The sequence below is a fragment of the Mesoflavibacter profundi genome (genome assembly GCF_014764305.1).
Lineage (GTDB): Bacteria > Bacteroidota > Bacteroidia > Flavobacteriales > Flavobacteriaceae > Mesoflavibacter > Mesoflavibacter profundi.
This window is the reverse complement of sequence record NZ_CP061703.1, coordinates 1,674,030-1,689,042: the sequence shown is the minus strand read 5'-3', so window position 1 is coordinate 1,689,042 and position 15,013 is coordinate 1,674,030. Positions and strand designations below refer to the sequence as shown.

Annotated in this window: 8 protein-coding genes; all 8 read right to left on the bottom strand. The window is 31.5% G+C overall.

What is annotated here, in order from left to right; genetic code table 11:
* Positions 1–31 precede the first annotated feature (31 nt).
* Entirely contained in the window at positions 32–2,161 is a 2,130-nt protein-coding gene (locus tag IFB02_RS07515) for a gliding motility protein RemB (protein WP_106687357.1), read from the bottom strand.
* A 110-nt stretch (positions 2,162–2,271) separates the two neighbouring features.
* On the bottom strand, positions 2,272–3,078 hold the full coding sequence (locus tag IFB02_RS07510) for an energy transducer TonB (RefSeq protein ID WP_106687358.1): 807 nt from the start codon (positions 3,076–3,078) through the stop codon (positions 2,272–2,274).
* Between the two features lie 110 nt (positions 3,079–3,188).
* On the bottom strand, positions 3,189–3,911 hold the full coding sequence (locus IFB02_RS07505; RefSeq protein WP_106687359.1) for an energy transducer TonB: 723 nt from the start codon (positions 3,909–3,911) through the stop codon (positions 3,189–3,191).
* Positions 3,912–3,968: 57 nt separating this feature from the next.
* Positions 3,969–4,340 carry a VanZ family protein gene (locus tag IFB02_RS07500; protein WP_223878824.1) on the bottom strand — a complete coding sequence of 124 codons (372 nt, stop codon included), beginning with the start codon at positions 4,338–4,340 and terminating at the stop codon, positions 3,969–3,971.
* Complete coding sequence (gene gcvH, locus IFB02_RS07495; protein WP_106687360.1) at positions 4,333–4,713, bottom strand: glycine cleavage system protein GcvH; 381 nt, start codon at positions 4,711–4,713, stop codon at positions 4,333–4,335. Before gcvH ends, IFB02_RS07500 begins: the two co-directional genes overlap by 8 nt.
* 62 nt (positions 4,714–4,775) lie before the next feature.
* Complete coding sequence (sov, locus tag IFB02_RS07490; RefSeq protein WP_223878823.1) at positions 4,776–12,014, bottom strand: T9SS outer membrane translocon Sov/SprA; 7,239 nt, start codon at positions 12,012–12,014, stop codon at positions 4,776–4,778.
* Positions 12,015–12,020: 6 nt separating this feature from the next.
* Positions 12,021–12,602, bottom strand: a complete 582-nt coding sequence (ruvA, locus tag IFB02_RS07485; RefSeq protein WP_106687361.1) for a Holliday junction branch migration protein RuvA — start codon at positions 12,600–12,602, stop codon at positions 12,021–12,023.
* A 52-nt stretch (positions 12,603–12,654) separates the two neighbouring features.
* Positions 12,655–14,952 (bottom strand): NADP-dependent malic enzyme, encoded by a 2,298-nt coding sequence (locus IFB02_RS07480; protein ID WP_106687362.1) that lies wholly within the window; start codon positions 14,950–14,952, stop codon positions 12,655–12,657.
* Positions 14,953–15,013: the final 61 nt, after the last annotated feature.

Sequence of the window (15,013 nt, the reverse complement as noted above, 5' to 3'; positions counted from 1 at the left end):
ACTTGTGGATTTTAACTGTTTTAATTGAAACTTATAAATCAAAATACCAATTAAACAAATCGGTTCTTATTCCAAAATTTACCCAAACTGTACTATTATTAAATACATTTAATGTTTGTGCTTCTGGATTAAAGTTTCTATAATTTACGTTTACAAAAGCTTTTAAGTTAGAAGAAGGATTAACTAAATAACCTAATTGTGTACTTGCGTTAATTGAGGTTGTTTTTATCCCTTGTCCTATTTTAACGCCTGTATCAAAAGGTCTATCGTTATAATCACGATAAATATCTCCACCATAACTAAAATTATCAGTATCATTATTATAATCAAAGCCTCTTACTCCAGCTATAAATTTGGCTTCTGCAAACCAACGATCTTTTTGATAACGTCCTATTAATACTAATTCTCTAAAATTTGCGCCCCAAAGATGCGCCATAGGCTGATTATTATGTGCGTAGTTTAGGACTATTGTATTATGAGAATAAGTATAAGGTCTAACCTGGTTATATTCTGCCTGTAACATTAAATTCTTCACTTTAAAAGCATTGTAATATTTTGCACCTAACTGAAAACCATACTTGTTTTTCCAACTTTTTTCACCTGCTTTTACATCGTTTAGAGAAAATTCATCTAATATAAATTGACCGTAAACATTTACGTTGTCATTAAATTTATACTTACCTGAAGCTCCTAAAATAGCATTTCCTGCGCCTTGACCTGTTTCAAATTCTATAGCTCTAAAAAATATTACTGGATTTAAATAATTTATATCAAATCCTCTATCGTTTGTATTTTCCCAAATTACAGATTCAAACAATCCTAAATTTAATCGTTTTGATACATTCCAACTTAAAAAATGATTTGCAATATATTTTGTCCTAAAAGCATCATTTTCTACAGCTTCTGGTCTCACATCTTTTAACCAAGTCCAAGTATTTGTGTATTTAATTTTCCAAAATTTTGTATTCAATTTTAAATAAGGATATGGTGAGGCTACATCACTTTGTAATAAACTACGGTAACCATCACCTATAAATTGTTTTCCGTGTCCAAATTGAATATTAATAAATTTTGCTGGAGAATAAGATAGATAACCTTCTGCAACAGGATAATCATAAGCGTCTTCTTTAAATCTTTTTGCAATACCACGACCTGGTATTATAGCTGGATCTGGCCCAAAAGCTTTTAATGACTCTGCATATTGATTATAATATTGGGCAAATCTTCCTTGGTTTTCAAAGACAGATGCCGAAAAACTAAACTTTTTACCTAATCCACCTTGTATATACACGCCTCTTGTATTATTGTAAGTAGTATTAAAATCCGCATCTGTATCTTTTCCTAATTGAAGATCAAAAATAGGATCTAAAGTAAACCAATAGTCTTTACCTTGTAGTTGGACTAAATGCTCGTTCCATATTTTTTTACCAGACCAAGTTTGTCTGTCTTGTTTTAAAGCTTCATTTTCTGAAACAAAATCATAATAATTCACCAGATCTTCATACATATATGGTTTTGAAGCAGTATGACTATTTGTGCCAACTAAATTAATAGCTCTATCAAACCTAAAATAATTTTCGTGACTAAATGGAATATTTATTTGACTTTGATAAGCTTTATTTTGATAATTAACTACTGCTTTTTGAACACTATCAAATTCGGCTTTTGCTTTTTGTTCTAAAGCTGTTAACTCTTCAATTTTATTTATTGCTGGTTTGGTCTCTAATTGTTTTGGATTAGATAATTTAGGCGGAATATTATCTGCATTTAATGGCAAATAAATAGACATCGAATACTGCTTAAATGTAGGATTACCATTATATGTTGCTGGTTGTATTTGTGGTATACTATCAAAAACTCTGTTTGTTTCATTTTTTAAACTCTCGAATTGAGATTGCACGAATAATGTTTTAAAGTTTCCTGTTTTAGAAACTTCAAACACAACTCTAATCTCTCCAGAATAGTACTTTTGGACATCTTGAGGATATTTAAAATTAGAATATATAAAATTGAAAACTTCTTGATTAAAACAATTCTCTAAAGCTTCAGCATTTAACTCCTCACAAGCATTAAACTTTGGAGACGTCGTGACATAGTTGTCTTGCTGTGCTACACTTAAAGATGAAATAAATAGTATTGAAAGTAAAATGAAAGATTTCATTTAATAGTTTTTTTATTTTGCCGAAAGATAATGCTTTTTTTATAACACTTTTAACCCAAAAAAAAAGTCGTTACACAAGATAACGACTTTAGATTTAGATAAACATTAAATTAATACTTAACCTGAAAAGCAATAGGCAAGGTATATAAAACTGACACATTATTATTTCCTTGTTTACCAGGTTGCATTGTTGGTATTTGACCAACTACTTTTTTTGCTTCTTCTTCTAACTTAGGATGTGCTGCTCTAGTTTTTAATACGTGCGCCTTACCATTAGTATCTATCTTAAAGTTTACATATATTTTTTGAACACCTTCTTTTAATCCTAATTCTGTCCCTAAACCTGTATCAAACTTTTTTCTCACTAACTTAGAGAGCTGCTCTGATAAGCATTTTTTACGCTCAAGATTTGTAGTTTGATTTTCGCAACCAGGATAAATAGGTACTTGCTCTACAAAATTAACATTTACTATTTCCGGTATATCTTCTATAGGCTTTTCTACAAAAAAGTCGTTAGGATTAATGTTTTTTTGTGGTTTAGGATTAGTATCAGTAACAATATTGTCTGTTATCAATTTGTCTGGTGTATCATCTGGTACCTCAACAATATCGATTAGCTCTTTGGGCAACTCTACTTTTTGAGTTTGTTCTACTTTTTGAGGTTCTTCAATTGTAAAGTTTAACTTATCTAAAGAAAACTCTTCAAACTGCACATCTTCATCCATCACAATATCTGGATGAGATGTTGTTTCAAACTTCATTTCTAAAGCGCCATATACACCAAGCAAACACAATATTAGCCCTATTTGAAAATATAAGACGGTGTTTTTTTGTAAATTTACATCATGTTTTTGCGACTTTAACACATTTTTCTCTGTTTGGCGATCGAGAATCTTGTTGTTTTTAAATTTTTCCATAATTAATTAAGTTTAAATGTTAATATTATGAAATAGTCACAATAAACATACCAAAAACAAAAATCCCGCTACGTAAGTAACGGGATTTTTAAATTTATATGGAAATTGTATTATTCTACTTTAAAAGTAATTGGTAAAGAATATGGTACATTTACTGGCTTACCTCTTTGTTTTCCTGGTTTCATCTTTGGTAATTTATTAATTACTCTAGCTGCTTCTTGCTCTAATTTAGGATGCGGAGCTCTAGATCTAATTCCAACAATATTACCTTGAGTATCTACCTTAAATGATACAAATATTCTTTTTATACCAGAGTCTAACCCTAAATCTTGTGCTAAATCTGTATTAAAGTTACGTTGTACAAATTTGTTAATCTTATCTGACATACATTTTCTTTTTGCATCGTTATTACCGCTTTCACAACCTGGAAATACTGGTACGTTTTCGATAATTGAGAATGGTACGTCTTCTATAACTTCTTCTACTTCTTCTACTTCTACTTCTTCTACTTCTACGATTACTTCTTCTTGTGTAGTTTCTGTAGATTCTATAACTGTCTCTTCCACTTCTTCCTCATCTTCTACAACTTCAATTACTTCTGGAGCTGCTGGTGGTGGCGGTGGTGGCGGAGGCGTATTTTGGATTTCAGTAATTGGAATTTCTTCTTCAATTTCGTCTTCTAGATTTAGTTGACCTATGTCAATTACTTCTTTATCGTAAGTCTTGTAGTTAATAGCTGTGTATGCTAAAAACATCATTAATGCTAGACCAACTGCTAAGTAAAGACTACTGTTACGTCCTACATTTGCTTCTGGATTTTTCTTTGGTTCCATATTTGTAAATTTTACTGAACGCTAAAATAACTATTTATTTGTTAAAAAAACAAGGTATTAATTATATTTAACGTTAATCTTTAATACTAATTTTATTATTAACACCGCTAATATTGCGCCTAATGTATTGGCTATAACATCGTTAATATCTGCTTGGCGATATTGTGTTAATGTGTGTTGTAATATTTCAATTATTATGCCAAATACTATAGCATAAATTACTGTTATAATTATTGCTTTTTTTGTACTTATCTTATTTTTATAAGTAAAAAATAAATACCAAACTATGGTAAATATAAAGTAAGCTATTGTATGAAATACTTTGTCACTATTACTAGGCATGTTTGAAGGACCAACTTGAGGTAACAGGCTTAATACTGTTAACAAAATGGTATACGGTATGCTAGCAAAAGCTAATAATTTATGCACCAATAATTGCTTTGTAATCTTCTGCAGATAATAAGCTATCAAGATCTGAAACGTTTGATACTTTTACTTTAATCATCCAACCATCACCGTAAGGATCTGTATTTACCTTTTCTGGCTCGTCTTCTAAAGTTTCATTAAACTCTATTATTTCTCCTGCAACTGGTAAAAATAAATCTGACACTGTTTTTACAGCTTCTACAGTACCAAAAACTTCTTCTGCTTCTAAGATTTCATCTAAAGTTTCTACTTCTACGTATACGATGTCTCCTAACTCACTTTGTGCAAAGTCTGTAATTCCTACTGTTATTTGATCGCCATCTACTTTAATCCACTCGTGGTCTTTTGTATATTTTAATTCTGCTGGGATATTCATTGTGTTTTTATTTAGTTGCTACAAATGTATTTAAATGGGTAGTAATTTCAAACAGTGTTTTATTAATTTCCGAAATTATATCGTAATGTTAATCCTGATCGTATCGTAGTTTGCGGAAATGCTGTAGATATCGCGTACTCTGAGAATGTATAATCAAAATAAAATATTCCTGTTAAGTTACGACTAAATGCATATTCTGCATTATACTTTAATCCCCAAATAGTTTGTCCGTTAGTGATTTGGTTATTATCTACATCTAGATATCTTATTATTGTTTTATTATCTCTTACAGATACGTCTGCAGACATTATTAAATCTGAAACTATTGATCGTCTTGGACCTGCTAATTTAGATTTTATTCTAACGTCTTTTAATCGATATCCTAATCCTACTACATATTCGTTGCCTGCAATTTCTGTCATTAGATTATTATCAAAACTTAATGATAACAACCTGTCTTTTTTCATTTCTAATAATACTCTAACAGAATTTTTCATCTCCATATCAAACCTAAATAATGGGCTAAACATTTCTGTTAACGTTACACCACTAAGTAAGTTTTTTGATTTAAAGTTACCTGCTTGATCTAACGATTGGTTTGGTTGTGAATCGTAATCTAAAGTGTAATCTATTGGCGAATAATCTAAGTTTGTTCTAAATTGTTGTACTGTATACGTAGATCTATAACCGTGTGTCAAAGAGAATCTTTTAAATCGTTTTTTAAACCAATTCATCTTCATAAATCCAGTGTACTTTAAATCCCAATTAGGAATTGGTACATCTCTTAATGCTCCTAATGGTGTTTTATCTGGACTTTTTCCTGTATAAGCACTTACAAAAGCTGGTAATAATACTTGCTGACTTGTTTTTCCAAATCCTTTTGGATAACCTTCTTCATCTAAATTTGCTGGATCATTTACGTTTATTCCTTGTTGTGAAGCTAGTCGTTTTGCGATTTGGATTCTATTGGTTCTAAATGCATTAAATGCTTCCGAGCTAACCTCGTCACTTTTAGAAAACGCAGTTGGTAGTGTAAACGTAGAAATACTAAAGTTACCGTAAGTATTTGGTGTTAATGATACGTATTGATCATTTTCTATTCTATAGTTTTCGGTATAATTTTCTGCATAAGTTCTAAATCCTACTAAATCTATTTTTAGATCATTTATTGGCTCTAAATTAGCAGATAAATCTAATTGTTTAGTTTGGTTTGTCGTGTATTGCTGGTTGAATTCTGGGAACAATGTTAACCAACCGTTTCTTGCTGCTAGATCTCTAACATCTCTTTGACTTCCTAATGTATATCCTAACGTAGGTTTTGATGTTCCTAAAAAGCCTGGTGTTTGTAAATAACCTGGTAAATATGTACCATTTGTTTCGCTATAAACAGCTTGAATTCTTTTAACTGAAGTTAATAAACCAATTCCAAAATTACCAAGTTTAGATGCAAATCCATCACCTTTTTTAGCAACTGGTTTTGCTGGGTTTTCTTGGTTTTTACTTGGTGGAGCTGAGTTACGACTTACACGACTAACTTTGTTACCTCTTCGTACATTTCGTTTTTTAGCAATACCTAAATATTTATACAACTTATTCATGTCTAAAGTTGAATTTATATTATGTGTATTACCGTTTGAAATAGAATTACCTAAATCGTAATAACTATCATCTGCTTCATAATAAATTTCTCCAAACAAATCAGAGCCTTTTTGCCACTGGTATAATCCAGAATAGCTATAGGTTGCTTTTATAAAATTAAGTGTTGGAATTTTGCTAAACGGAATTTCATAATTAATTCCTATTTGTTGTTGTTGTCTATTTGGGTCACCAAAATCAAAAAATCCGTCCCAAACATCTAATAATGGATCTGGTTCTCCGTTAACTATGTTATCCTTGAAATAGTTTCTGACAATGTTATTATTTGATGCAGATAAATTGAATTGTAATGATTTTGTTAGATTCCAGTTAACGTTATACTGGTAATCGAAAGTGTAATTACGTCTGTACAATTCTTCTAACCCAATATTTGCGCCTCCTAAATCTACATCTCTAAACTTTTGTCTATTATATTGTCTATTTAAATCTGTATTTACAGTAAAACTTGCTGGTAATAAGTTTACATTAAAATCTTTTAAAATTTGCCAATATTTACCTGTAAATAAAGAATCGTTTTTCTTAAAAGGCTCAATTATTTTTGGCTCGAAATTATATGCATAATTAACACCTGCTCTTACTTGTTTGTCTACAGAATTTTGAATTTCGAAATCTCTATGTTCAGTTTTATTATAAGAATAGTTTAGTGTTAAATTTTCTACATCGTAAAAACGAGGTTTACTTTCGCCTGTTCTATTTTTCTTTACACCTATAAAGTTTATGCTTTTACGTTTTGTATATTCTTCAGATTGTTCTAGAATCTTATCTTGTTCTTCTTGATCTGCTGCTTCATCTATTCTTGTTTGAAGTTCTAAATCTTCGTATTGCTGATCGTATTTAGGTGTTACTACTTCTACACCTTGACCATAATTAAATGGTATTTGTAATCCCCATTTTTTTGGTAAAAGCTGTCCTACATTTACATTTGTTACAACATCGTATTGTTTAACATCTTCAAGACTTCTTTCACTTGGACCTTGATTAATATCTCCAAATCCAGAAGTACTCATTCTTCCTGTTGCACTTACATTTGCAAAATCTGCTAAGTTGGTGTCTACACTCATTACTGCTGCCCAACCACCTTCGTTATCCATGTCAGACAGTCTAAGCTCGTTAAACCATACATCACCACATAAATCGTTATTTGTAGCATTTTTAACACCAACCATAAGTGTTCTAATATCTCCAAAATTAGGATTACCTTTTATGGCTACACGATGTTGACCTGCAACATAACCTTCAAATTGGTTTGCTAAAGGCACTTCTATTAAATCATCACCAACTACATCATAAAAACTAGGATCGCCGTTAGTTAAAGTTTGGTTACTAATTCCTAGAGATTTTATACGCTGTAAAACTTCTAGTTTTAAGTTAATTTCATTTACTGAAGGCCAATAATCTTCTGCAGATCCACCACCATTGTAGACTTCAAGAGGAATTTCTATTTGGTAATAATTTTCGGTTAAATCATTACCCATTCTTATAAAACCAACTAATTCATTATCGGACAATCCTGGAGTTTCACCTTGTCTAGCATGCATAAACATTCTCAGTTTTTTAAATTGACGCATGTCTACTGATATGTTTTTGAATACTGCTCTTGCATCTTTTGCTTCTAGATCACAGACTTTTACAACTAGAGATTGTTCGTTTTGTCTTACAATTGTATTGTTGTTATTTAATTGTTCTGGTACTACGCTTGGTGGCGACACATAACTTCCATCGTTTTCTTGTGTACTAACTGCTCCAACACTAAAATCTGTATCTTCAAAGTTTGGATCTGTTGGTCCGCCATCTAAAGCTAATTTAAATCGTCTCCAATCACTTCTTACTAAATCTAAAGTTCCAAATCGTAATACAGTTTGTTCTTGGAATTGATTTAAAAACATTCTAGTAAACCTAATTGATCTTAAATCTGTAATTCCGTTAATTGCTTCTCCTGCACTTACAGGAATTCTAAATTGATACCATCTTGGATAAGCTGTATCACCATTTGGTAACACACGTGGATTGTTATTATCTGTTACGTTTTTGGTATCTACGATGTATTGGTTATCTATGTTTAAAGTTGCTGGTGTGATATCTAACTCGTATTGATAATAACTATCTATTGTATTCATAGTATTATCTCTGTTCACATCTTCTACATCTGGTTGAGTTGTAGATCCTCTATTGGTGTCACTAAAAATATCTGGTGAGTTACCATCTACACCATTGTATAGTTTATATCTATCAAAAATACCACCTTCAGTATTTAAATAATATGAATAATTATCTTTTGCTGGATCTTCTAAACTTGAGAATGCAGATGGAAAATTAATAGCCTCTTCTGCATCGTCATAACCATCTAACCCAACATCTTGGTTAGTACGCTCTTGTCCTGTTGTATCAAACGCATAAATTAATGCTTGATTTTGAGGCACTACAGATTGATAATCTGTTTGAGGTAATAAACTTATATTACCATCTTGTGGTAATCCGTTTTCGTATTGTTTACGACCATCTTTTAAAATATCTTCTGATATACTTCCTAAGTTTATAAACAGTTTTCCTCCAGGATTTGATGGGTTTTCTTGAAATGGATCTTGAAGCCAAAACTCGATATATTCTACATTAGATTGTTCAAAATCTGTAGAAGTGATTTGTCGTGTTATTCCTGCCCAACTATTTTGGGGATTAACTGTATTTCCGTTTTCAGATCCTGGTTCGAAATTATAAGGACCTCTTTCTTCTGGATAATAGGCTAAATCTAATGTGTTTATAACCGTAGTTTGTCCTTGCGCTATATCTTGCTCTGGAAATAATTCGTTTACAAATACACGACTTGTGTAAAGACTTGACATATCATCGTCTGATATCCCTGTTGGTCTTTGGCTACCGTAAAAAATTGGATCTATAGTATACCAGTTTAATTGCGCTCTACCATAGCCGTTTTCTATTCCAACTCCATCAAACGTCGTGACATTATTTAAATTTAATGGTCTACTTGATAATGTCCAAGATTGCGGTGATTTTAAATCAATTCCGTTTTGTGTACCTTCAAAATCGTCTATATAAGATGTAGCTTCACCATTAAAACTTGTTCCTTTTGGTGCTCCTGGTAATAAATAGGCAAAATCACCTCTTACAGATAAATTAGATGGTGCATCTGTATCTATATTTGGAAGTTTATTTACTAATCTTGTAAAAAATGGTACTTCTGTAGAGTAGTTTCCGTTAAAGCCTAATATTGTATTATTTATTGGCTCTGTACCATAATTGGCTTTTTGTGTTATTGGACGCTCATTTAAATTTAAATATGTTGCTCCAACTACAAAATTATCACTAAAACGATGTTCTACATTTATACCTGTAAATCGTTTTGTTTGCTGACCAAATATCGAGTTGTTTTCTGTTGAAACTTGTATTGGAGTGTTAGATGCTTTTAAACTTTCATCTAAAATATATACACGTCCTAATTGATAATTTACGGTATAATCTACACCTTCTACTAAAACTCTTCCTCCTGCTTGTACTCTTACTGATCCTCTTGGAACATTAAATCCGCCAATTGGTATTCCGTCTCCTCCAGACGATTTATAGCGACCTTTTATTAAGAATTTATTTTTTTGAGACTCGTCTAAAGCTGCTGTTTTTGTAGCCTTATATAATAAATCGTAAACGTATTTTTCTTGGTTTGGGTTGGTGTAGGTTTCATCTTCATAATCTGCTGCGTTATCTGCCTGATTACCATCATCGTCTAAAATATCAAATAAATAACGACCAAATGGTTCTACTTTTGTAAATACGATTTTACCATTTTGAGGTATTACTGTAATATTTGGCACAAAATCGAAGAAACCATCTCCGTTTGCTTGTGGATCGTTGTTAAAATTTAATCGATCAAAATTGAATAATCTTAGTAATGTTGTTTCTGGAATTGGAACATTTTCTGTAGACGGATTATTATCTGGATCGAATAACGGAAACGATGTTCCATCTACTGGTGTAATGTAGTTTAACGGAGCAGATTCGTTATAAAATATATTTAATTTAAAATCTTCTTGTGTTAATTGATATGCACCAGTATCGTAGATGTTTTTCATCATTAAATCCCAAATAGGTTGCGATACACTAGTTATACTACTTTTAAGTAATTTTAATATTAATGCATTGTTTGTTACACTGGTTACTTGTCCTTGAGAATTTGTATTTACATCTGTTGCTTCTAATCCATCGTTAGCAAATTCTCCTACTTGAAAAACTTGTCCGCCAACCGTATATTGGTAAGCTACTGCTAATACTTCGTCATTATTTAACCTTTGATTTAAAGAAATATACCCTAATTGAGTATTTAACGTATATTCTTGTCCTTCTATTAATTTTCTAGTATTTTCTTGTTTTGCATAATCAAACCCTTCATTAAATCCTGGAATTGTTATACCGTTTTGTACAGTAGCAATGTCTCTTACTGCGTTTGTAAGTTGAGATGTTGCTTGACCAATTATTGTTGGATCTAAACCGTTATTACCGTTGTCTGGATATGCATTTGGACCTTGATAAACAGCAACACCTGTATTTCCTATTTTAGAAGTTTCGGCTAAATCTTGGAATGCTACAATATTTCTTACATTTTCTGTAGAATTACTTCTGTTTGTAACCCAAACTTCTATTCTAGTTATTTGAATATTATTATTGATAAACGGGTAATTTTCTAACGCTTTATCATAATTATCTCTAAAATAATGCGATAAGAAAAAGTGCCTATTTTCATCATAATCTCTAATAAAAAACTCAAATTCGTCTAAAGTTCCTCCACCTTGTGCAACAACAGATCTTGTGTCTGATCTTTGGTCAGAGAATACACCAGTAATTGTTGTGTTACCAAATTTTAATTGGGTTTTTACACCAAATAAACTTTGTGCTCCAGAAATTAAAGAGCTGTTAATTGGCATGTTTACATTACCTACTTCTATTTTTTGAATTATATCATCTTCTGTAGGTGTATATTCTAATTTTATTAAGTTTTGAAAATCAAAAGTAGATTGTGTATCGTAATTAGCATTTACTTGCAATCTTGTACCTACTTTACCTAACATACTTAGACTTATACGTTGGTCAAAATCGAAGGTAAAGTTTCTTCTATTACGAGGTGAAAATGATGGATTATCTTGCTTTGTAAATAAAACACCTAAATCCATCTCTACAGATCCTTGAGGGATAAATTCTATTGTATTACCGCCAAATATACTTTCAAAAAAACCTGAGTTGACATAAAATTCAGGCAATAAATTTTTTTGAGCTTCTTCCGAGTTTTCTTTTTTTCCATCATATGCATCTATCTTTTCTTTGTAATAAGATTGCATATTTTCTTGGTCCACAATAGATTGATATTCTTGCGGAGTTAATATTACTGGATAATTAATATTAAATTGTCCAACAGACTCTGTATAAATATATCTATCTGTTACTGGATCATACGTATATTTAGAAACTATACTATTAGGATTAGGCATTTGCATTTGCCCTAAACTGTAACCTGTTTTTGTACTATCTGTAACAGTTTCTGGAGTTTCTTGAGCTACTATTACAATACTAAAAAGAAAGAAAAAGGTGGTTAGCAGATTAGATAGCGCAGATTTATAAAAACTATGTTGATTTGTATTCAAAATATATTATAAATTTTTTAATGCAAGTTTAATTATGGTTTCTACGTTAGCATCAGGTTGAGCTGCAACAATTTTATCTATAACTTTCTCTGCTTGCTTTTTAGCAAAACCTAAAACTTCTAAAGCAGATAACGCTTCTTCTTTATTGGTATTGCTTTCTTTAACAGAAACTTCGTCAATATCATAGATTTTAAGAATTTTATCTTTTAAATCTATAATTACACGTTGTGCTGTTTTAGCTCCTATACCTTTAATAGATTGAATTAGTGCTACGTCTTCTGTTGCTATACCTTCTCTAATCTGTTTTGGTGTTAGAGAAGACAACATTGTTCTTGCTGTATTTGCACCAATACCACTTACAGATATTAGTAACCTAAACAACTCTCTTTCTGCTTTAGAAGCAAAACCATATAGCGTATGTGCATCTTCTCTTACTTGAAGATGTGTATACAGTTTTAAGGCTTCTTGATCTGGAATTTGAGAGTAAGTATGCAACGAGATATTTAATATATAACCAACACCATTACAATCTATTATAACATCTGTAGGATTTTTTTCTACTAATTTACCTTGTATGTGTGTAATCATATATTTGCTGCTGTTAAACTTTCAAATGTAATAAAATTATCTGTACTATATATTACTTCTTATTTTTAAGGCTAACTTCTAATTTTTCCTTTTGTTGCGCATCTATTACAGCAATTGCAGCCATACTTACAATCTCGTCTACACTAGCATCTAATTGAAGGATATGTACTGGTTTTCTCATACCCATCATAATTGGACCTATAGAATCTGCTTTATTTAATTCTTTTAATAACTTATAAGTAATATTTGCTGCGTCTAGGTTTGGAAATATTAAAGCATTTACTTTTTTACCTGCTAATTTAGAAAATGGGAAAATGTCTTGTAACATTTCGCTATTTAAAGCAAAATCTGTTTGTAATTCTCCATCCACAATTAAATCTGGATAAGAATTATGTAAATATTTTACAGCTTCTCTAACTTTTGAAGCTCTTTCGTTAGTTGAAGATCCAAAATTAGAATAAGACGTCATTGCCATTACAGGCTCTAAACCAAACATTTTCATCGTTTTTGCTGTCATTTGGGCAATTCTCGCTAAATCCTTAGCAGATGGATCTATGTTTATTGCCGTATCACTTAAAAACATTGGTCCACGTTGCGTCATCATTAGGTTTGTGGTAGCAAGTCTTGAAGATCCTGGTGCAAGACCAAATAATTCTAACATAGGCTTTACAACAGATGGATAGTTACGCGAATATCCTGTTATTAATGCATCTGCATCACCTTCGTTTACCATCATTGCTGCAAAATAATTACGCTCTCGCATAATTTTTTGAGCATTAAATAATGTTACTCCGCGACGTTTACGTTGTTCCCAATAGACTTTAGCATATCTGTTTTTATTTTCAAGTTGCTCGTCAGATTTTGGATCTATAATTGGGACTTCTGCATCAAATTCTATTTCTTCTTTTAACCTTTCAATCTCGTCTTGTCTTCCTAATAAAATTGGATGTGCTATACCTTCTTCATAAACAACTTGAGCCGCTTTTAAAACATCTAATTGATCTGCTTCTGCAAAAACTACACGCTTAGGATTAAGTTTTGCACGATTAAAAAGTAATCGCATTAACTTATTATCAGAGCCTAAACGTTGCATTAATTCGTCTTTATATTTTTCCCAATCTGTTATTGGCTCTTGCGCAACACCACTTTCTATTGCTGCTTTTGCTACAGCTGGTGGCACTTCTGAAATTAATCTTGGATCAAACGGTTTTGGGATAATGTAATCTTTTCCAAACGCTAATCGTGTTTCTCCGTATGCAATATTTACTTGTTCAGGAACTGGTTCTTTAGCTAAATCTGCAAGTGCTTTTACCGCAGCCATTTTCATCGCTTCGTTAATTTTTGTTGCACGAACATCTAATGCACCTCTAAAAATAAAAGGAAACCCTAATACGTTATTTACTTGGTTAGGATGATCGCTACGTCCTGTAGCCATAATTATATCTTCTCGAGTTGCAATTGCAACATCATAAGCTATTTCTGGATCAGGATTTGCCATAGCAAATACTATTGGGTTTTTAGCCATAGATTTTAACATATCTTGACTAACAATATCTGATGTAGATAAACCAATAAATACATCTGCATCTTGCATAGCTTGATCTAATGTATCTATTTTTCTGTGTGTAGCAAACTCGGCTTTTTGTGCTGTTAGATTATCTCTATCGTCTCTAATAACACCTTTACTATCTAACATGACAATATTCTCACGTTTTGCACCAAACGCTTGGTATAATCTTGTACATGATATTGCTGCTGCTCCTGCACCACTTACTACAATTTTTATTTCATCTATCTTTTTTTCTGCTAATTCTAATGCATTTAGTAAGGCTGCTGCTGATATAATTGCTGTTCCGTGTTGATCGTCATGCATTACAGGAATGTCTAATTCTTCTTTAAGACGACGTTCTATTTCAAAAGCTTCTGGAGCTTTAATATCTTCTAAATTTATACCTCCAAAAGTTGGTGCAATATTTTTTACGGTTTGTATAAATTCTTCTACATTTTTTGTATCTACTTCTATATCAAACACATCAATATCTGCGAAGATTTTAAATAACAGACCTTTACCTTCCATTACTGGTTTTGAAGCTTCTGGTCCTATATCTCCTAATCCTAATACAGCTGTACCATTAGAGATTACAGCTACTAAATTTCCTTTAGAAGTATATTTATAAGCGTTATTTTTATCTTTTTCGATTTCTAAACAAGGCTCTGCTACACCAGGAGAATATGCTAAAGATAAATCTCTTTGTGTGGCATATCGTTTTGTTGGTACAACTTTTATTTTCCCTGGAGTTGGCTTTGCATGATATACTAAAGCCTCACGACGTCTACTTTGTTTACTCATATGATATATAATTTTTTCGCTTTCGCGGAAAAGATATTTTTAATTTTAAATGAAATACAAA

Bases quoted from the DNA above. Each gene is read 5' to 3' on its own strand.
- IFB02_RS07480 (WP_106687362.1), bottom strand. From the start codon at position 14,952: ATGAGTAAACAAAGTAGACGTCGTGAGGCTTTAGTATATCATGCAAAG.
- ruvA (WP_106687361.1), bottom strand. From the start codon at position 12,602: ATGATTACACACATACAAGGTAAATTAGTAGAAAAAAATCCTACAGAT.
- IFB02_RS07505 (WP_106687359.1), bottom strand. From the start codon at position 3,911: ATGGAACCAAAGAAAAATCCAGAAGCAAATGTAGGACGTAACAGTAGT.
- IFB02_RS07515 (WP_106687357.1), bottom strand. From the start codon at position 2,161: ATGAAATCTTTCATTTTACTTTCAATACTATTTATTTCATCTTTAAGT.
- gcvH (WP_106687360.1), bottom strand. From the start codon at position 4,713: ATGAATATCCCAGCAGAATTAAAATATACAAAAGACCACGAGTGGATT.
- IFB02_RS07510 (WP_106687358.1), bottom strand. From the start codon at position 3,078: ATGGAAAAATTTAAAAACAACAAGATTCTCGATCGCCAAACAGAGAAA.